The organism is Marinirhabdus gelatinilytica (assembly GCF_003353425.1).
In the GTDB taxonomy this organism is placed as follows: Bacteria; Bacteroidota; Bacteroidia; order Flavobacteriales; family Flavobacteriaceae; genus Marinirhabdus; species Marinirhabdus gelatinilytica.
In genome coordinates this window covers 21,269-39,952 of record NZ_QRAO01000003.1, presented here as the reverse complement: position 1 = coordinate 39,952, position 18,684 = coordinate 21,269, and the positions used below count along the sequence as shown (strand labels likewise).

20 protein-coding genes are annotated in these 18,684 nt (G+C 41.9%); 7 read left to right on the top strand and 13 right to left on the bottom strand.

The window, feature by feature from the left end; genetic code table 11:
- Positions 1-3 precede the first annotated feature (3 nt).
- Positions 4-594, bottom strand: coding sequence for a hypothetical protein (locus C8D94_RS09190; protein ID WP_115123658.1), 591 nt, complete (start codon positions 592-594; stop codon positions 4-6).
- A 253-nt stretch (positions 595-847) separates the two neighbouring features.
- Between C8D94_RS09190 and C8D94_RS09185 the strand changes: the two genes are divergently transcribed.
- From C8D94_RS09185 to C8D94_RS09175, 3 genes are all read left to right on the top strand, one after another.
- Positions 848-2,869, top strand: a complete 2,022-nt coding sequence (locus tag C8D94_RS09185) for a M13 family metallopeptidase (protein WP_115123657.1) — start codon at positions 848-850, stop codon at positions 2,867-2,869.
- Between the two features lie 204 nt (positions 2,870-3,073).
- A complete protein-coding gene (locus C8D94_RS09180; protein ID WP_115123656.1) occupies positions 3,074-5,209 on the top strand; it encodes a catalase in 2,136 nt (711 codons plus the stop codon).
- A gap of 146 nt (positions 5,210-5,355) precedes the next feature.
- Positions 5,356-5,814, top strand: coding sequence for a cold-shock protein (locus C8D94_RS09175; protein ID WP_115123655.1), 459 nt, complete (start codon positions 5,356-5,358; stop codon positions 5,812-5,814).
- Positions 5,815-6,607: 793 nt separating this feature from the next.
- Here the strand turns inward: C8D94_RS09175 and C8D94_RS09170 are convergent.
- Complete coding sequence (locus tag C8D94_RS09170) at positions 6,608-7,333, bottom strand: DUF6090 family protein (RefSeq protein WP_115123654.1); 726 nt, start codon at positions 7,331-7,333, stop codon at positions 6,608-6,610.
- A 77-nt stretch (positions 7,334-7,410) separates the two neighbouring features.
- Here C8D94_RS09170 and C8D94_RS09165 point away from each other — a divergent pair, with 77 nt between their 5' ends.
- Positions 7,411-8,619, top strand: a complete 1,209-nt coding sequence (locus C8D94_RS09165; RefSeq protein WP_115123653.1) for a multidrug effflux MFS transporter — start codon at positions 7,411-7,413, stop codon at positions 8,617-8,619.
- 30 nt (positions 8,620-8,649) lie between these two features.
- Here the strand turns inward: C8D94_RS09165 and C8D94_RS09160 are convergent, their stop codons facing one another.
- The 6 genes from C8D94_RS09160 to C8D94_RS09140 form a co-directional block, all read right to left on the bottom strand.
- On the bottom strand, positions 8,650-9,048 hold the full coding sequence (locus C8D94_RS09160) for a GlcG/HbpS family heme-binding protein (protein ID WP_115123652.1): 399 nt from the start codon (positions 9,046-9,048) through the stop codon (positions 8,650-8,652).
- 58 nt (positions 9,049-9,106) lie between these two features.
- Complete coding sequence (locus C8D94_RS09155; RefSeq protein ID WP_115123651.1) at positions 9,107-10,504, bottom strand: NAD-dependent succinate-semialdehyde dehydrogenase; 1,398 nt, start codon at positions 10,502-10,504, stop codon at positions 9,107-9,109.
- Positions 10,505-10,530: 26 nt separating this feature from the next.
- Positions 10,531-11,652, bottom strand: coding sequence for an alkene reductase (locus tag C8D94_RS09150; RefSeq protein ID WP_115123650.1), 1,122 nt, complete (start codon positions 11,650-11,652; stop codon positions 10,531-10,533).
- A gap of 153 nt (positions 11,653-11,805) precedes the next feature.
- Positions 11,806-11,943 (bottom strand): hypothetical protein, encoded by a 138-nt coding sequence (locus C8D94_RS15310; protein ID WP_170134750.1) that lies wholly within the window; start codon positions 11,941-11,943, stop codon positions 11,806-11,808.
- A gap of 108 nt (positions 11,944-12,051) precedes the next feature.
- Entirely contained in the window at positions 12,052-12,300 is a 249-nt protein-coding gene (locus tag C8D94_RS09145) for a hypothetical protein (RefSeq protein WP_147278530.1), read from the bottom strand.
- 4 nt (positions 12,301-12,304) lie between these two features.
- Complete coding sequence (locus C8D94_RS09140; RefSeq protein WP_115123648.1) at positions 12,305-12,895, bottom strand: nitroreductase family protein; 591 nt, start codon at positions 12,893-12,895, stop codon at positions 12,305-12,307.
- Positions 12,896-13,036: 141 nt separating this feature from the next.
- On the opposite strand from C8D94_RS09140, the gene C8D94_RS09135 reads away from it, so the two are divergent.
- The 3 genes from C8D94_RS09135 to C8D94_RS09125 all read left to right on the top strand — a co-directional run bounded on the left by C8D94_RS09135 (position 13,037) and on the right by C8D94_RS09125 (position 14,856).
- Complete coding sequence (locus C8D94_RS09135; RefSeq protein ID WP_115123647.1) at positions 13,037-14,002, top strand: TerC family protein; 966 nt, start codon at positions 13,037-13,039, stop codon at positions 14,000-14,002.
- A 66-nt stretch (positions 14,003-14,068) separates the two neighbouring features.
- A complete protein-coding gene (gene hpf / locus C8D94_RS09130) occupies positions 14,069-14,371 on the top strand; it encodes a ribosome hibernation-promoting factor, HPF/YfiA family (RefSeq protein ID WP_115123646.1) in 303 nt (100 codons plus the stop codon).
- 20 nt (positions 14,372-14,391) lie between these two features.
- Complete coding sequence (locus C8D94_RS09125; RefSeq protein WP_147278529.1) at positions 14,392-14,856, top strand: arsenate reductase family protein; 465 nt, start codon at positions 14,392-14,394, stop codon at positions 14,854-14,856.
- Between the two features lie 71 nt (positions 14,857-14,927).
- Here C8D94_RS09125 and C8D94_RS09120 read toward each other — a convergent pair whose 3' ends face one another.
- From C8D94_RS09120 to C8D94_RS09100, 5 genes are all read right to left on the bottom strand, one after another.
- Complete coding sequence (locus C8D94_RS09120) at positions 14,928-15,290, bottom strand: hypothetical protein (protein WP_147278528.1); 363 nt, start codon at positions 15,288-15,290, stop codon at positions 14,928-14,930.
- Between the two features lie 93 nt (positions 15,291-15,383).
- Positions 15,384-16,604, bottom strand: a complete 1,221-nt coding sequence (locus C8D94_RS09115; RefSeq protein WP_115123643.1) for a class I SAM-dependent rRNA methyltransferase — start codon at positions 16,602-16,604, stop codon at positions 15,384-15,386.
- Entirely contained in the window at positions 16,604-16,849 is a 246-nt protein-coding gene (locus tag C8D94_RS09110) for an acyl carrier protein (protein ID WP_115123642.1), read from the bottom strand. Before C8D94_RS09110 ends, C8D94_RS09115 begins: the two co-directional genes overlap by 1 nt.
- Before the next feature lie 8 nt (positions 16,850-16,857).
- Positions 16,858-18,123 carry a beta-ketoacyl-[acyl-carrier-protein] synthase family protein gene (locus C8D94_RS09105; RefSeq protein WP_115123641.1) on the bottom strand — a complete coding sequence of 422 codons (1,266 nt, stop codon included), beginning with the start codon at positions 18,121-18,123 and terminating at the stop codon, positions 16,858-16,860.
- Between the two features lie 111 nt (positions 18,124-18,234).
- Positions 18,235-18,675: a 3-hydroxyacyl-ACP dehydratase FabZ family protein gene (locus C8D94_RS09100; protein WP_115123640.1), complete on the bottom strand. Its 441-nt coding sequence runs from the start codon at positions 18,673-18,675 to the stop codon at positions 18,235-18,237.
- Between the last annotated feature and the right edge of the window lie 9 nt (positions 18,676-18,684).

Here is an 18,684-nt window from a genome sequence, read left to right as displayed (position 1 = left end):
CAATTACTTTTCTGGTAATTTGGTGATTTCCCCTAATCCTTGCCATACGGTATGTGTGATTGGCTGCGGAGACATTCTGAAAATAAGGATGCTTTGTTTTGCTTCGGCGTTAAGGTGTTGTTCGCCAAGTATGTTTACGGTAATTACGTTGCCGGTGTGGAATCCATCAAAAAACTTCATCTTGCCTCTAAACTGAAATGGTGTACTATTTCCAGTTTCATTTGAAAACAATACGATAGGTTCAGGAAACTGCGTTGCCCAGTGGTTGGGGTGCATCAACCCATCGAAATAGGCTTCTAGGTTATATTCAAGTTCTTGTAACGATAAAAGATTGGTAGTGTCTATTTTCCAAGCCATTACGAGACTCCAATAATGTTCGTTTTCTGCTGAAGACCAGCCCGGGGAGAACCGTAGCTCCTCAAAGCCTTCAAGGTGTAGTTTAGGTGCCCATTCAATTGGGAATACTATAATTTCCTTGCCCCAGTCATCACCAGCTTTTAAAATTGCGCGGCTTTCGGTTTCTTGTCCCAACACCCCAGTGATACAGAAGTTAGAAGCTATAAAAAGAGCAAAGAGTGTAGCGATTGGTTTCATAACTATAGTTTCAGTAAAACTATACAATCTAGCAGCACCCAGAATGTAAAAACTGTAAAATAAATGTAAAAATTCCAGCACAACAGTCTAGATAAAATAATCTTACACACCTCACACCTCACACCTCACACCTCACACCTCACACCTCACACCTCACACCTCACACCTCACACCTCACACCTCACACCTACCATCTTTCATTCTCCAAAAACCACCACTATTGTGTATCTTTGAAGAAACAACCACTACCGTTATGAAAAAACTCACCTACCTAGTCGTTTTCGCACTATTGACAGTTGCTTGTAAAACCGACAAAGAGAACCCATCCACTGCCAAGCAGGAACCCGTAGTCTTCGATGGAATTGACCCATCCATCAAACCCGGGGACGACTTTTTTCACCATGTAAACAAGACCTGGTACGATAATGCCGTGATCGCCGAAGACCAAGTAGGAGTAGGGGCGTACCGCTTTTTGAACATCCCGCAGCAAGAGCTGTTGCAGGATATCTTGGAAGAGTTTTCGGCCAAGGAATACCCAAAGGGAAGTGTGGAGCAAATGGTGGGAGATTTCTATGCTTCGGGGATGGATACCGTTAGCATTAATAACAGGGGCATCGCACCCATACAACCACTCTTAAATACTATTGATGCTATTTCCAACAAAAAAGAACTGTTACAATACGTTGCCAATCAATTAAAAACGGGCGATTTTTCTATGATGGGACCCCATATTTCAGCCGATCAGAAAAATAGCTCGGTAAACATCCTGCACCTATCACAAACCGGCTTGGGCCTCCCGGACAGGGACTATTATTTTGTGGAAGACCCTTCAGTAAAAAAGATACAAGATGCTTACAAAAAATATTTGACCACCTTATTTGAATTGGTGGATGAACCCAATCCGGCAAAGAAAGCCGAGACCGTGTACAATCTTGAAAAACAACTGGCAGCCTCGCATAAAACACGTGTGGAGCGCAGGGTAATTAAAGAAAACTACCACAAAATGGCGGTGGCAGATTTGGAGAAATCACACCCAAATATCGGTTGGGGAACATTATTTGAGACAGTAGGGGTCAACGTGGACTCGGTAGATGTGAAGCAGCCTGCGTATTATGATACGCTGGATGAACTGCTCGCTTCGGTACCGCTGGCAGATTGGAAAACCTATGTAAAGGCAAATACCCTGAGTTCGCACGATACTATGTTGGGCAAGGCGTTCAACGATGCTTCTTTTGCGTACACCCAAGTACTCACGGGGCAGGCAGAGCAACAACCCAGATCGTTACAAATGGTTCGCCGTGTAGATAACCAGATAGGCTTTGCATTGGGGCAAGTGTATGTAAAGCGTTACTTTAACGAGGATGCCAAGCAACGGGCATTGGACTTGGTGAACAACTTTCAGAAAACATTGGAAAAACGTATCGAGAATCTAGATTGGATGGGCGATAGCACTAAGACAAAAGCCAAGGAAAAACTCTTTGCCATTAAAAAGAAAATAGGCTACCCAGATGTTTGGAGAACCTACGATGTAACCATAGACCGTGATAAATTCTTTGAAAACGTGGTGGCATTGCGCCAAAACGATTTTGAATACGAACTTGCAAAACTGGGCAAGGCACCCAATCGCGACGAGTGGCACACCACACCGTCTACGGTAACGGCTTATTACAATCCGTCGCTCAATGAAATTGTATTTCCTGCCGGAATACTCCAAGCACCGTATTTCGACCTGCATGCCGATGATGCTGTAAATTACGGGGGAATAGGCATGGTAATTGGCCACGAGTTTACCCACGCTTTCGACGATCAGGGTGCGCAATACGATAAAAACGGAAATGTAACCAATTGGTGGACCGAGGAGGATTACAAAAAATTTGAGGCAAAGACCCAGCAAATCGTGGACCAATACAGCAATTTTACGGTATTGGACAGCATACACTTAAAAGGAGCATTGACCGTTGGGGAAAACACGGCGGACAATGGCGGAATTGCCATAGCCTACGACGCCTTTAAAATGACCGAACAAGGCCGGGACACCACAAAAATAGGAGGCTACACCCCGGACCAACGTTTCTTTTTATCCATTGCCCGTATCTGGCGCGTTAAGACCCGTGACGAGTATTTGCGTAATTACGTAGCTACCGACCCGCATTCGCCACCCCAATGGCGTGTAAACGGTCCCTTGATGAACTTTACCCCATGGTACGAAGCCTTTAACGTACAGCCCGGTGAGGCCAACTACAAAACCGAGGAAGAGCGCATTAAAATCTGGTAGTTTTATAAAAACTATTTTGTAATGTTGAGTGGTGTTTCAAGTGGAAAAACCACTAGTGCGATAGATTGTGAGTTTTAACTCATTTGATACATTTAATGTCACATTTGCTTTTTGTGGGTATTGGTAAACATAATTAAATGCAAATTTTTTTTTGAATATGTCTTTTCTTAGTAATTTCAAGCAAAAATGTAAACTACTTGAAATATGGCAAAGAAAAAGAACAACAAAGACACACAGAAAATAAATGATCTAGAGCAGTACAGGGTGGATAGCGATGAAAAAGTGATGACTACCAACCAAGGGTTAAAGGTAAATGACACCAATAATTCATTAAAATCTGGAGAACGGGGCGCTACACTGCTTGAAGATTTCCTCCTACGGGAAAAAATCACGCATTTTGACCATGAGCGTATTCCAGAAAGGATTGTTCACGCAAGGGGAAGTGGCGCCCATGGCTTTTTTGAACTATACGAGAGCATCGAAAAGTATAGCAAAGCAGGCATTTTTACAGACACCGAACGAAAAACCCCTGTGTTTGTTAGGTTTTCTACTGTAGCAGGCTCTAAAGGATCACCAGATTTGGCGCGTGACGTACGCGGATTTGCCGTAAAATTTTATACTGAGGAAGGAACTTGGGATTTGGTGGGCAACAATATGCCTATCTTTTTTATTCAAGATGCCATGAAATTCCCAGATTTGATCCATTCGGTGAAGCCTGAGCCCAATAATGAGATCCCACAGGCTGCCTCGGCGCACGATACATTCTATGATTTTGTTTCCAGGACCACCGAAACATTGCACAACCACATTTGGGCCATGAGTGACCGTGCCATCCCCCGTAGTTTACGTATGATGGAAGGGTTTGGCATACATACCTTTAGGTTGATCAATAAAAAAGGGGAATCACATTTTGTAAAATTTCATTGGAAGCCTACGTTGGGGGTACATTCGGTAACCTGGGAAGAGGCAGTTAAGATAAATGGTGCCGATGCAGATTTCCACCGCCGTGATCTTTGGGATGCCATTGAGGCCGGGCAATTCCCAGAATGGGAGTTGGGCATACAGGTAGTTCCAGAAAAAGATGAACACAAATACGAGTTTGACCTATTGGATCCCACAAAATTAATCCCCGAAGAAATGGTGCCCGTACAGATCATTGGGAAAATGACGCTCAACAGGAATCCTGATAACTTTTTTGCAGAAACCGAACAGGTTGCCTTCCTGCCTGGCCATATAGTCCCAGGAATAGATTTTACCAACGACCCCCTATTGCAGGGGCGATTGTTCTCGTACCGCGATACACAACTATCGAGGTTGGGCACACCAAACTTTCACCAAATACCCATAAACAAGCCTATTGTCCCCGTACACAATAACCAGCGCGACGGACATATGCAAATGGATATCCCAGAGGGTCGCGGCGCTTATTTCCCAAATTCGTTGATGGGTAGTTGTCCGCACCTGGCAAAAATGGCCGATGGCGGGTTCACACATTACGAAGAGCGAATTGACGCAAAAAAGATTAGGGCCCGAAGCGAGAGTTTTAATGACCATTTTTCACAACCAGCCCTTTTTTACCGCAGCCTGTCAGATTGGGAACAAGAACATGTGGCTGGAGCCTATTCTTTTGAACTTGGAAAATGCAAGGTACAGGATATAAAAGAGCGTATGCTGTACATGATTTCACAAATTGATAGTGACCTTGCCAAAATAGTAGCTGAAAATATAGGGCTCAAGGTGCCAAAAATTGTAGAAAAGCCCATAAACCAAGCTATTGGGGCAGACGCTTCCAAAAAAGAACAACAGCCCGGTAATAAGAAGAATTACCTAGAGGAGGATCCGGCACTTAGCCAGGCCAATACCAAATTTGATAGTATTGCCACAAGGCAAATTGCTTGTTTGGTTGCAGACGAATTTGATATGAGTGCTTTCAAAAAAATGAAAAAGGCACTTGAGAAGGAAAATGCTATGGTAAAACTTATAGCACCTCATGGTGGTACAGTTACGTGTGATGAAGGTATGGATCATGAGGTTGATGCCGCCATTTCGACCACTGAAAGCGTTTTGTTTGATGCTGTGTATGTTCCAGGTGGCGAAAAAGCTGTAATGCAACTCAAGAAAGAGGGAAAGTATATCAAGTTTATCAATGAGGCTTTTAAGCATTGTAAAGCCATTGCTGTAGATGGTGCGGGGGAACAACTGTTGGATGCAAGCTTTGTAAAAGACCACAAAGATGATGCGGCCATCCATATAAGTGCGTCCCCAAATAATTTTATTGAAAGCATCTCCCAGCACCGCAACTGGGATAGGAGGGAAGTGGCTATGCAGGTTCCCGTATAATACAATGTACAAACCCTTCAACAAAAACATCTGTTTTAACTGGACCAAAAGATGAAGGGTTTGTATTTTTAATTTAAAATTTTCATAAACATTTTTAATATTTCAAACTTCATAAGTATATTACACTACTTATTTTATAACTATCAATGGCAAAATCAAATCAATCCTACAACAAATCTGAAAAAGAGAAGAAACGCCTAGAAAAGCGTGAAGCAAAGAAAAAGAAAAAAGAAGCCCGTAAGCTGGACAAGGAAATGCTGGAAAAGAGCGGTATAGACCTCGTATATGTAGACCATATGGGGAACCTGGTAGATACCCCGCCGGACCCTTCAGAAAAAGAGGAGATAGAGGCAGAGGATATTGTTGTGGGTGTGCCCAAGACCCCGGAGGGCGAAAAAGAAGAATTTGACCCCACCCGTACGGGCACGGTCGATTATTTTGACCATTCCAAAGGCTTCGGATTTATCATCGATGCCGAGAACAACGAAAAATACTTTACACACATAAGCGGCCACCTGGACGAGATCACCGAAGGCAATCGAGTATCCTTTGAACTTGAAAAGGGACAACGCGGGATGAATGCTGTGAAAGTGCAGTTAGCCTAAAAGAATATCTCTTCCCGAGCCAATTAGTTAATTCTGGTACATTATTTAAATATATAATTTACTAGATAAATGTAATATAACCTTCTGCGTTATAGCCTGTCCCGATTTTTTCTATTGGGATGACTCTGCTTAGGTGAAAGCGGTTCGTACAAACATTCTTCTTTTATTTTTTTACTTACCTATGATTACTTTAAAAAAGTGCAAGATTAAATACTTTATCCGAGCTTAATTCTATTTGACATAATATTAATGCACTCAACAAAAAAATAGTAAACAGATCAACCAAATGGAGTAACGGCTAAGAAATTTAAAGCGCTGGAAGAATCAATGGTAATTTTTTAACGGTTACGGCAAATCTTACCGTAATTCTCCTAAAAAACTTTTCCAGCACAATTGTTTAGAATAAACGAGCATTTCAATTAAGAACAAAATATGCTTTGTATCGGCTGGCTAAATTCTACTGAATATGAAATTATATCAAAAATAAATTAAAAGGAAAATCTATCAATTAAGCACAAGTTGCGCGGCAATTTTACATAACGGCTAATTATAGCTTACGAATATAGTCGTAAAACGGCTGTTACATAAATGCTGACGATATAGACCTAAAGGCGCTATATCTGCATTTATATAAAATAGAACTGAAAAAGTTCTATTCGCCGTTTTAAATTTCAGAAATGTACTATAATCTATATTATGTAAAATAGAATAAATGGAACTTACTAAAGTATCTATAGCTACAACAATTAGCATTTTAAACTAGCACCACTACTCTTAGTTGTAGTTAGTAATTTTATGGGGTTTTGGACAGGCGTTCGTCTATACGTTCTAACAATCCTATTGCGTGATCGTTATAAGCCGATAGAAATGTGTGCAGGTTTTTATATACCAGTACATAATGTAACGAGGCGCGGTTTCGGTAATCATCACTCAGGAAATACGCAATGACATCATCAGAGAGTTTTTGTGAAAGTAAATCGGCCATCCATTCCTTATTATTTTTAAAATAGCCAAGATTCTCATCTATATCTTTATTGATACGCTCTTGGGCCTGCATGATCAAATCATCAAATGCTGCGTGGGTGGTAATTATGGTACTTACCAGACTGTCCGTCATGGTACGGTCGTTACTGGCATAGTTTTTTAGTTCGTTATAGCCTTTATTTTGTAATTGGAGCGGACGGTGGGTTGTGATCAACGAAAACGCCAAAGGGGTCGTCATTAACTGTTGCTTGGTCATCGTGTCACTAAGCACCAAATGGAATGCCTCTTTCTTTTGTTCCAACAACCGGAGGTTTATGCCTATTACCGTGGTGTCCGTCACCAGATCAGTCCTATAGTTGTGTAGATAGGTAGCTAAGCGGTCTGCTTCTTTCTTATCTTCATTCCAATTATTGATGCCCACAGCTATTAGGATCCCTAGTACTACCAGTACAATTTCGCCTATGGCATAGAGTATATAATTGCCAAAGCGTTTTCCACTTATCGAGCCCATACGCATTTTTGAGAACAGTTTCATACCTCTAATATACTCGTTTTTTTAAACGCATCACCATTTGGGGCTGTACTACCCGTATTATTGGCTACTTTTGCAACTTGAAAATCAGCCACGCCACTTCCCAAATAGAATTTGTTGCCCTCATGGCGGCATTGATGTCGGTAACTGCACTGTCCATAGATGCACTCCTCCCGGCATTGGACATTATTGGAGCCGCGATACACACCCAATCTCCAGCCGATAACCAATTGCTTATTACCATGATGTTCTTGGGCTTAGGTATTGGTCCGTTGCTATTTGGTCCACTCTCGGACACCTTGGGCAGAAAACCCTCGGTATATATGGGTTTTGCAGTGTTTATTGCCGCTAGCTTTATCTGTATCTATGCCGAAAGCGTATGGGTAATGGTGCTGGGAAGGATGCTACAGGGCTTTGGTCTCTCCGCCCCCCGGACGGTATGTATTGCCATTATTCGGGATACCTACGAGGGCGATTACATGGCGCGTATTATGTCCTTTGTAACCGTAGTGTTCCTGCTCATCCCCATTATTGCACCCGCAATGGGACAATTTATACTCGACCATTATAACTGGCAAGGGATTTTTTATGTACAAGTGGTCATCAGTATTTTGGTGGCGTTGTGGTTCTGGCTCCGTCAAGCGGAAACATTAACCGTTGCTAACCGTATACCCTTTTCCACATCCCGAATTATCAATGGATTTAAAGAAACGGTTCGCTATGAGACCACCATGGGTTATACCTTTATTTCGGGCTTTGTGGTGGGTTCGTTCTTGGTATATTTAAGTGCCTCCCAAGAGATTTTCCAGAACCAATATAACCTAGAAGCCGAATTTCCCTATATTTTTGCAGGTCTTGCCGTTGCCATAGGTGTCGCCATTTTCCTGAATGGAACGTTGGTAGTACGCTTTGGTATGGAAAAAATGGTAACTACCTCCCTCCTAGGGTTTTTTTTGGTGTCGGTATTGTACCTTCTTTTCTTCTTCAATGTTGAACAGCCTAATATCTATATATTGCTGGGGTTCTTTGCTTTTCAGTTTTTTTGTATTGGTTTTCTCTTCGGAAATTTACGCGCATTGGCCATGCAACCCGTGGGACACATCGCAGGTATAGCCGCCGCAATTACAGGGTTGATATCTACCTTGATGGCAGTACCCATAAGCATTTTTATAGGAAGATTTGTAGTAGAGGGCACTCTTCCCCTATTTATTGGCTTTTCGGTATGCAGTGCTATCTCATTGGGGATTCTTTGGTACGTAAAAAAAAATAGGGCGACTATCGTGAAATAATCGCCCTGCTTAGATTTCTATGCTGAAAATCTATAGTGCTTCTACACCCGCTTTTGCAACAGTATGGTCATTATCCACGGTACTGCCACTAACGCCTATTGCGCCAATGATAGCTCCATCGTTGTTCTTCAATGGGATCCCACCGGGAAAGGTGATCAGTCCACCGTTTGAATGTTCAATGTTGTAGAGTGATTCCCCTGGTTGACTGAGTTTTCCTATCTCACCAGTTGGCATATCGAAATAACGGGCTGTCTTCGCTTTTTTTAGAGCAATATCCGCACTGCCCAGCCAAGCACCGTCCATTCGGGCAAATGCCACTGGATTGGCACCACCATCCACTACCGAAATGTTCATTTTAAGACCCATTTCAACAGCTTTTTTCTTTGCGTTTTCTATAACTTTTTCAGCTTCTTTTAATGTAATATCCATAGTATTCGTTTTTGTTACCGTATAGTTTACGGTATTATTAATTTTTAAGATTACCTCTCTAGCTATTCAATATGTTGATAGCCTTCGCATTTACAAACTCCTTGATACCAAAGCCTCCATGCTCACGACCATAACCAGATTTCTTTACGCCTCCAAAAGGCATATTGGGTTGCGCAAGCCCAAAACTATTTATAAACACCATTCCTGTATCAAAATGGCTTTTAGCAAATTGTACAGCTCTATCTTCATCTTTACTAAAAATGCCCCCGCCCAATCCAAAACGGCTATCGTTGGCAATTCGCATTGCATCTTCATCATCCTTCGCTTTGATCAAGCTGGCCACAGGACCGAACAACTCATCGTCATATGCCGGTTGTCCAGGCTTTACATTTCCTAAAACCGTTGCTGGATAGTAAAATCCCTTTTCATCGGGGAGCTTCCCTCCTACTAGAATTTCAGCTCCTTTATCCACACTCTCGGTTACTTGGTCATGTAGCTTTTTCTGTAGATCCTCTCTAACCATAGGTCCCATAGCGGTGTCACGGTTTGTAGGGTCTCCATAGGCTATATCCTTCATTCCGGCTACAAACTTTTTCTTAAAGTCCTCGTATACCTTTTCAACAACAATAAAGCGTTTTGCGGCCACACAGGTTTCACCATTATTATAAATCCTTCCCTGTACGCAAGTTTCAGCAGCCATATCTATATCGGCATCCTTTAAGACCAAATAGGCATCATTACTACCTAGTTCCAATACCGTTTTTTTAGCGTGCTTTGCAGCTTCTTGTGCTACAACGGTACCAGAGGTTACGCTACCAGTAAAGGTGACCCCACGTACGTGGTCGTTTGCAATTACATCGTTGGACTGTTGGTTTGTAATAATGAGTACTTTGAACAATCCCTTGGGCAGTCCTGCATCTTCCATTATTTCCTGTAGCAACAATGCTGAGCCTGTGCAGCTTTCGGCGTGTTTCAATAATACACCATTTCCTGCCATTAAGCTGGCAATAGCAAACCGTACTGCTTGGTAACTGGGAAAGTTCCAAGGTTGAATTCCGTATACAATCCCAATGGGCTGAAAGGTAATGATCCCCTTTCCACCTTCTGGCAGTTCCCGCTCTATATCTTGCAGTTCTTCAGCACCTGTTTTAGCCGTGTAATCGCAAATCCCTGCGCATAACTTCACTTCCTGAAAACCTTGCTTCACTACCTTTCCCATCTCTTGGGTCATTAGTTTTGCAAACTCCTCACGACGTTCCATAAGTCCCTCGCCTATTTTTTTTAGTATTTCACCCCGTTCTTTTAAGGACTTCTTTTTCCATTGGGTAAATGCTTTGTGACAAGCATCTATGGCATCGTTTATTTCGCCATCACGCATATAGGTGTATTCTTTTATAACTTCTTCGGTGGCGGGGTTTATAGTTCTATAACCGCCCATTATTTCTCTGTTTTTCATAGTGATTTTTTTATTGAAATTTAATTTTAAGTATTTGGAATCAATTCTCTGGTTTCGGCTTCGTAGTCCAAGTATCCCTCCTTACCTTGGGTATAGAATGTATCCTTGTCCCAGCCACTTAGGTCTGCTTCTTCTCTAAAGCGACCTACCAAATCTGGATTGGAGACATATAGTTTTGCAAACGCAACAAGATCTGCATCTCCGTCCCGTATTACTTTATTCCCGGTAGATTGTGTGAACCCAGTGTTTATCATAAGGTTTCCTTTGTACATAGGCCTGTAGCGTTTGGCTATATCACTCACAGCGTGTGGTACATTGGTTACATCGGTAAAGGGTTCAGAAAGATGTATGTAGGCGAGATCATAATCATCGCTAAGTCTCTTGATGATATAATCGAAAGTCGGGATGGTATCCTCTACTACTTCCATCCCAAAGGTACCGTGCAAGGATGGATTGAACCGCGCCCCTATCTTATTTTCGGGGAGTACCTTTTTCATCTCATCGAGTACCTCAAAGAAAAAGCGGGCTCGGTTTTCAATGCTCCCACCGTATTCATCCTCACGTTTATTGCTAAAACTGCTGAAGAACTGGTGGAAAAGATATCCGTTTGAAGAATGAATCTCCACCCCATCGAAATTTGCTTCTACTGCATTTTTTGCGGCCTCAACAAATTCTTGTTTGGTGATTTCTATGTCTTCTTTGGTCATTGCCTTTGGGGTAACGGTTTTCTTTTGTCCCTCTGGTGTAAACACTTTTTCTTCAGGGTTTATCGCTGAAGGTGCCCAAGGTAATTCCCCATTGTGAAAATCTGGGTGTGAGATACGTCCCACATGCCAAAGCTGGATGAAGATACGTCCCCCAGCATCGTGAACAGATTGGGTAACTTTTTTCCAGCCTTCTATTTGGGCTTGGTTGTGAATTCCTGCCGTGTATATATACCCAACGGCTCGCTTTGAAACCTGAGCTCCTTCTGTAATGATAAGGCCAGCAGTGGCGCGCTGTGTATAATAGGGTACGTGTAATTCTTCGGTAGGGGCTGCGTGTTCATTTTTTGCTCTACTCCTTGTCATTGGTGCCATTATAACCCGGTTAGGCAATTCCAAATCTCCTAGGTTTATAGGTTTGAGTAAAGGTTGTGCTTCTTTCATAGTTTTCCTTTTTTTGTTTCAATAAAGGTAGCCATCACAAATGTTAAATACTGTTGTAGTAAATAGGGCAAGAGGTTAAACATTGTTAAGTTTTAAACAAAAAAAGCAGTATCGCATTGCTGCAATACTGCTTTTTCCACAAGAGTAGGTATACTACTCTTCTGAAACGATCTTTACTTCGCCTTTGTTAGTAATCTCAAACTTCTCCTTTTTTATAACGCTCCTAAAATTTGAAGAGCGCCTGTAATTATCTTGGAAATCGGCGTGGGATTTTTGTTTTTGTCTTTCCATAACGACCCTGATTTTAAAATTTGGAAGTTAAAGCTATCGAAAAATCTTCAGTTAAAATTAATGGAATGTGTTAATTTTCAGAATTTTAACGTAATGGCATTGCATTTATCACTCTTCCTCCCTACTTGTTTCCCGTTCTTCGGTGTTTTCGTACTTGCGCTGCATCTTGTCCATGGCATCAGCTATTTTTTGCTTATTTTCTTTTGAAATCATATCGTTGTCTTTGTTTAGTTTTACTTCTCCATCGCCTTTTGCTTTCAGGTTCTCATTGCCTTGGGTAGTTCCTCCAAAATTGGACGACCTGCGGTAGCTTGATTGAAAGTCTGCGTGTTCTTTTGTCTTTTTCTCGTTACTCATAGTCTTAATTTTTAAAATTTCCATTGAAAGCAAATTCGCCCTGGGGCTTGCGTTCTCTTTTCACCTTGGTTTCTTCTTCCTGTAAGTCTTCCGGCAACGTCTCTGGATCGCCACCATAATAGCCAATAGCGATTCCTGTAGCTACATGGTAATTGCTCGGAAAATTGAACTCTTTTCCGGCCTTCTTAAAATCTATTCCTGCCATTTGGTGAATGGCAATGCCCATACTCGTGGCCTGTACGCTCACATTTCCCATAAACAATCCCAAATCGTGCAGGGCGTGGAAGTTTTCCTTTTCACCATTTTTCATATCTTTTTTGAACGCTCCCATCATCAATGCAGGAGCTCCTTCAACCCATCCTTGGTTGAAATCCACCAAACAGCTAAAAATCCTGTCGTAGGTTTCGGTGCCCTTAATACCCCATATAATTCGCCAAGGCTGTAAATTGTTGCTGCTGGGTGCCCAACGGCCTGCCTCCAATAGGACCTTAATATCCTTTTCGGCTATAGGTTTGTTGGCAAAGGCTCTCGGGCTCCAACGATTTTTGATAAGGGGGTGGATTTCAAATTCGGTTGGGGTCTGTTTTTCCTTCATAGTTCTCTTTTTTTGAAAAGTTACAATCTATACCTACCACACAAAAACAATTAAAGAACATTTAACTATTTGCAGAGTATTAACAAAACGCTATCATATTTTGGTGATACGAACTTGTATTTTTGCTGAAATTTCAACACTATGGTTTGGGGGATATTCATTGCTTTTGTATTGGTACTGTTGTTTTTGGACCTGGCGGTTTTTAATAAAGAAGCCCATGAGATAAAAACGAAGGAGGCTTCCATCTTCACGAGTATCTGGGTGAGCATTGCATTGCTCTTCTCGGGTGTCGTATATTGGCTGTTCTCCAGTGGACTGGTAGAAAATCCAACGAATCTCACGGCCAGCGATGCTACCCTAAAATACATTACGGGCTATTTAATTGAACTGTCCCTTAGTATTGACAATGTGTTTGTGATAGCCGTTATCTTCAGTTCCTTTGCCATTCCGGCCAAGTTTCAGCACAGGGTTTTATTCTGGGGAATATTGGGAGCCATCGTGTTCAGGGCATTGATGATACTTTTTGGGGTAGCGCTTATCAATAAATTCGATTGGATAATTTATGTGTTTGGCGTTTTCTTGCTCTACACAGCGTATAAAATGGCAACCTCCAGCGATACCGATTTCGACCCAAAAAATTCTAAGGTGTATCGATTTATCCGAAAAATATTCCCTGTTACCAATAAAATTGAAGGTGAAAATTTCTTCATAAGAAGAATGGGCATAAAAGCAGCCACTCCCCTTTTTATAGCATTGCTCATTATTGAGCTAACCGATATATTGTTTGCTCTGGACAGTATCCCAGCCATCCTTGCCATTACTGCAGATCCTTTTATAGTCTTCAGCTCCAATATCCTGGCAATTCTTGGACTCCGTTCTATGTACTTCTTGATCTCACGTATGCTGAAAAAATTCAGATACATCAATTACAGTCTGGTAGCTATCTTGAGTTTTGTGGGGATAAAAATGCTTATTTCCCACCATGTTGAAATTCCCGAATGGTTATCACTGGCCGTTATAGGCGTCTCTTTACTTGCCGGTATCCTTGCCTCCATTTACATCCCGGCCACCTCTGGGGAGGTACCCGCGGAGGATTTGCCAAAATAATATTAAAAGTTTGCCTTCCCCTCTTAGGAATTGTATCTTTAAAGTTGAATTAAAAACAGAAAGATCATGAACATTAACTTTGAATATAAAGACGTTTCAGCAAGCCAGCGCCTAGAAGCTATGGCAACCGAAAAATTGGAGAAATTGGAATCTAAATATACCTTCATCGTAAATACCGATGTATATTTCAAAAAAGAAAATACAACCAGTCCAGAAACTGGAATGATTTCGGAAGTACGAATCAATGTTCCTGGCACTACTCTATTTGCACAGGCCAACAATGGCTCTTTCGAGGCTTCCCTGGCAGAGGCCTGCAACGATGTTGCCAAGCAACTCCGTAAGAAGAAAGAAAAAATGCAAACCCATTAATAAAATAAATAATAACCGTTTTGAACACAGAAACAAATATGGGAGTACTCGCACGAGACGACAGAGAATTTACGTTAATTTATAGCCATAACTCCAGAGTGGGCAAACACGCACTAGCGTACCTCCAAGGAGTAAAGGATAAATTGAACGCTATAGATATTTCAAAAACAAAGATAAGTGACACCCAATGGGCCGAACTTGCCAAGGCGTTGGGCTGTAAAGTAGGCGACTTGGTAGATAAGCGATTGGTCAAGGTGGACGATACTTCAAATTTTGGAACAAACGACTGGATCAAGATTTTACAAAATAATGACGAGGTACTGTCGCACCCTATTGCCATTAAAGGTGATAAGACCAGGCAGATTGCTAACGGTCCCGATATCCTCAAGTTTTTTGGGGTAGATTCTGCAGGTCTCGAAAAAACATTCCACACCGAAGATCCCACCATTGAAAAAACGACCAATGGGGAAGGTTTTGTGGAGTAATCCCTTACATTTAGTACATAAAAAAAGAGCACTAATTTTCTAGTGCTCTTTTAATTTTTATACAATTATCTTTATTGTTTAATCCGGGCCAATGGTTGGATATCGGGGCGAATCTCTTTGTATTTTTCAAGCTGGATCCTTGTAAGGATATCGCCCATCTCGGCAGCCTCGTTTTGGCGTAGTGCCACCATCTTGTTCAGCATATCCTCTCCTTCGTTATTTTCTTTAATCTCTTGCTCACGAATTAAGTATTCTTCTACTTTCTTCCTGAAGAGCAATTCCTGTTTAGCCCTCAACCCAAGTGCATCTACATACTTATCGGTGATGGTTTTGGCCTTTTCTTGCATTTCATCACTGCTAATTTGAAGATGGGTATCTTGACCCATTGCCGAAAATGAAATAAATAAAACTAGTACTGCGAGTATATTTTTCATAACTTTTTATTTTTAATATAAGAAGTTATCTCATTAGAAAAAAGAGGTTTAGCACAGTTTAACTACAAATGTTAAGTAAGTTTTAAACTACTTTTATTCCTGAAACTTATAATAGCCACACTTTAAATAGGCGCCTTCTGGAAAAGTAACGGGATGGTCTATATCGTGTCCCGTTTTTAATTGTACCGAAAAATGCCGAGGTTGTTTTTTCAAGGCTTCTTTGTTGATCTTGAAAAAATCGGTTGCGGGAATCCTCGAACTACACGAAGCCAATACCAGCAAACCGCCACGAGCAGTCAATTTTTCTCCCAATTGTGCTAGTTGGGCATATTTTTTCTTGGCCACAGGAATTTCTTTTTGGCGTTTGGCAAAGCTTGGCGGATCTATCACCACAACATCAAATCGTTTTTGTTCGTGTATGAGTTGCTTCATTATCTCAAAGGCGTCCCCAACTAGCGTGGTGTGGTTACCACTCTGTTCGTTCAGGGTGCTGTTGGCTTTGGCCAGCTCTAAAGCCTGTTCGCTTATGTCCACACTTGTCACCTCCTTAGCACCTTTCGCCAAAGCGTGTACCGAGAATCCTCCTGCATAACTAAATACATCAAGGACACTTTTATTTATGCTCAAAACTCCTACCCTTTTTCTGTTGTCACGGTGGTCCAGAAAATAACCTGTTTTGTGTCCCTTTATCACATTTGCAGAAAAGTTAACGCCGTGTTCCTTGAAATAAACGGTCTCGCTGGGTAAGTTGCCATAGACCACGGTACCTTCAGTTAATAGAAAATTTTCATTATGCTGAAGCGTACGGCTTAATCGTAACACTGCGGTCTTGGTTTTGGAGATTTCTATCAGAAGCTTAAAAATGGTTTCCAAATACGGCAACCAAATAGCCGAATATAGTTTTACCACCAGCACTTCGGCATACACATCGGCAATCAATCCAGGGAAACCGTCGTTCTCACCAAAAAGAAGGCGGTAGCTATTGGTTTCGGTTTCCAATAGATCTACCCGCAACGCATACGCCCGATTAATTTTATTTCTGAAGAAAGCTTCGTCCAATCTTGCCCCACCGTCGTGATGCAGCATTTTTATCACTATTGGCGATTGGGCATCGTAAAGCCCCACTCCCATAGCCTTGTTTTTTGTATGGCTGAAAATCACAGCGATATCGCCAGATTTCCCTTCTTTGTTGATTTTTTCGACGCTTTCTGAAAAAATCCAGGGATGCCCACTGCGTACCGAACGCTCCCCTTTTGCGGTAAGTTTTACGGCAAGGGTTTGCGGTTGTATGGCAGGAAAAGTGCTATTGAACATTATATCTTTTTCTGAATGATGGCTACAGCGTCATTCATTGTGCGCAAGGTCTCCATATCCTCATTGGCAAACTCCACGTTAAACTCGTCTTCCACGTCCAGCACGATATCAACAAGATGTGCGGAGTTTATATTGAGCTCGCCTGTTAGGTCACTATCTGGGTCTATTTCGGATATAGGTATGTCTTCAGGGAGGTAGGTTGCCACTATGGGCTCCAGTTTGGTATAGATTTCTTCGGTTGTCATTCTTGGCATTAAATTTTTCTAAAGATAACACACGCATTTACATCCCCAAAGCCAAAACTCGCTTTTATCGCAGTATGTATAGTTGCCGGGATTTTCTCCCTCGGAATCTTTTCTGAAGCTACCATAGTTGCAATTTCAGGATGTAGGTCTTCACAATTTATATTCGGAAACACAAACCCTTCCTGCATTTGAAGAATGGTTGAAACAGCTTCCACACTACCGCTTGCTGCCAAGCAATGCCCCACCATCCCTTTTAAGGAATTGATATACGGGAAGTCTGCACCGCTTCGGTTTAATGCCCTACACCAATTCTCAATTTCTGTGGCATCTTTTATCGTTGCCGTTAAATGCCCATTGATATAATCTATTTCAGCTGCGGCAATTCCTGCATCTATCAGGGCATTTTTAATACAGCGCTGTACGGCCTCACTATTGGGCGCAGTCATACTGCCGCCGTCTCGTTGTCCGCCAGAATTTATATGCCCTCCAAGTACTTCGGCATACATAGTTGCACCCCGTTCTTGTGCGCTTTCCAAAGATTCTAAGAGTACTGCTCCTGCCCCACTACCTGGAACAAAGCCACTGGCGCTAGCGCTCATTGGGCGCGATGCCTTTTGTGGTTCGTGGTTGTGTTTGTAAGTGATTACTTTCATGGCATCAAAACCGCCCCAAAGATAGGGACCGTGGTCGCTGGTGCTTCCACAAAGCATTTGTGTGGCTTTTCCTTGCGCGATTCGCTCGTAGCCCAACAAAATTGCTTCAGTACCCGTTGCACAGGCCGAAGAGTTGGTAGTGACCAAGTTGGCCGCACCAGTTAATCCTCCCAAATATGCGCTAATACCGCTTGCCATGGTTTGTATTACCGTGGTACTTCCCAGCCTTCTTACATTTTGGTCGTCTACTTTGTAAATCGCCTCACGAAATTTATCTACCCCGCTTGTCCCAGTACCGAAAATAATGCCCAAATCCCAATTGGGCTCTTTTTCAGAGATTGCAATGTTTGCATCTTTTATAGCGTCCATCCCAGCAATTACACCGTAGAGAATCCCACTACTGTTAAAGTTTCGGAGTTGAAGGTCCGTAAGGTATTCGCGCTTTTTTTCTTCTGAAATTTCAGGCAGTCCACCCACTTGACAGGAAAATTTTAAATGCTCCAATTCTGTGAAGTGCTGGATGCCCGATTGTCCTTTTTTGATTGCTTCGGTAAACGCGGGAACCCCTACCCCATTTGGAGCGGCTATTCCTAATCCTGTAATGACGACTCGGTTTTTGATGATTTAATTGTTAGGTTAATCGATAAAATTATTTGTGGTGTTTAATTACTTATTTAATAGTAACAAAATTTAATTTTTAAGCTATAAGCCGTAAGCTTTATGCCTTAAACTTTAAACCTTTAGCATCCCACAGATACTCCCCTTTGCCACAAGCGCTCCTGTTTCGTTCAACATTTTTACACTACATTTCAGCTTGTGGAAGCGGAAATATTCTTTTTCGGAAATCACGGTCACGGTTTCGTTTGGGAATACCGGTTTGTAAAAATCCATTTGGTGGCTGCTAAGGGCGATCTTTGGTTCCGTTTCAGCAATTTCCGTTGCTTCTCCCAATAGATAAATGCCCAGACAGACCACACCAATCTGTGCCATACATTCAACCAAAATCACCCCTGGGGTGACTGGGTTGTTTTCAAAGTGGCCTTGGTAAAAATAGGAATCTTCGGTAAATGTATATTTTCCTTCTACGGTATTCTCAGAAATTGAAATAAGCTCATCTACAAACAGGAAGGGTTTGGTATAGGGTAGTTTTGTTAGTATCTGGTCTTGGTTCATTTTTCCTTG

What these genes read in the sequence shown, in the direction of transcription:
- C8D94_RS09190 (WP_115123658.1), bottom strand. Translation starts at nt 594, where the DNA reads ATGAAACCAATCGCTACACTCTTTGCTCTTTTTATAGCTTCTAACTTC.
- C8D94_RS09185 (WP_115123657.1), top strand. Translation starts at nt 848, where the DNA reads ATGAAAAAACTCACCTACCTAGTCGTTTTCGCACTATTGACAGTTGCT.
- C8D94_RS09180 (WP_115123656.1), top strand. Translation starts at nt 3,074, where the DNA reads ATGGCAAAGAAAAAGAACAACAAAGACACACAGAAAATAAATGATCTA.
- C8D94_RS09175 (WP_115123655.1), top strand. Translation starts at nt 5,356, where the DNA reads ATGGCAAAATCAAATCAATCCTACAACAAATCTGAAAAAGAGAAGAAA.
- C8D94_RS09170 (WP_115123654.1), bottom strand. Translation starts at nt 7,333, where the DNA reads ATGAAACTGTTCTCAAAAATGCGTATGGGCTCGATAAGTGGAAAACGC.
- C8D94_RS09160 (WP_115123652.1), bottom strand. Translation starts at nt 9,048, where the DNA reads ATGGATATTACATTAAAAGAAGCTGAAAAAGTTATAGAAAACGCAAAG.
- C8D94_RS09155 (WP_115123651.1), bottom strand. Translation starts at nt 10,504, where the DNA reads ATGAAAAACAGAGAAATAATGGGCGGTTATAGAACTATAAACCCCGCC.
- C8D94_RS09150 (WP_115123650.1), bottom strand. Translation starts at nt 11,652, where the DNA reads ATGAAAGAAGCACAACCTTTACTCAAACCTATAAACCTAGGAGATTTG.
- C8D94_RS15310 (WP_170134750.1), bottom strand. Translation starts at nt 11,943, where the DNA reads ATGGAAAGACAAAAACAAAAATCCCACGCCGATTTCCAAGATAATTAC.
- C8D94_RS09145 (WP_147278530.1), bottom strand. Translation starts at nt 12,300, where the DNA reads ATGAGTAACGAGAAAAAGACAAAAGAACACGCAGACTTTCAATCAAGC.
- C8D94_RS09140 (WP_115123648.1), bottom strand. Translation starts at nt 12,895, where the DNA reads ATGAAGGAAAAACAGACCCCAACCGAATTTGAAATCCACCCCCTTATC.
- C8D94_RS09135 (WP_115123647.1), top strand. Translation starts at nt 13,037, where the DNA reads ATGGTTTGGGGGATATTCATTGCTTTTGTATTGGTACTGTTGTTTTTG.
- hpf (WP_115123646.1), top strand. Translation starts at nt 14,069, where the DNA reads ATGAACATTAACTTTGAATATAAAGACGTTTCAGCAAGCCAGCGCCTA.
- C8D94_RS09120 (WP_147278528.1), bottom strand. Translation starts at nt 15,290, where the DNA reads ATGAAAAATATACTCGCAGTACTAGTTTTATTTATTTCATTTTCGGCA.
- C8D94_RS09115 (WP_115123643.1), bottom strand. Translation starts at nt 16,604, where the DNA reads ATGTTCAATAGCACTTTTCCTGCCATACAACCGCAAACCCTTGCCGTA.
- C8D94_RS09110 (WP_115123642.1), bottom strand. Translation starts at nt 16,849, where the DNA reads ATGACAACCGAAGAAATCTATACCAAACTGGAGCCCATAGTGGCAACC.
- C8D94_RS09100 (WP_115123640.1), bottom strand. Translation starts at nt 18,675, where the DNA reads ATGAACCAAGACCAGATACTAACAAAACTACCCTATACCAAACCCTTC.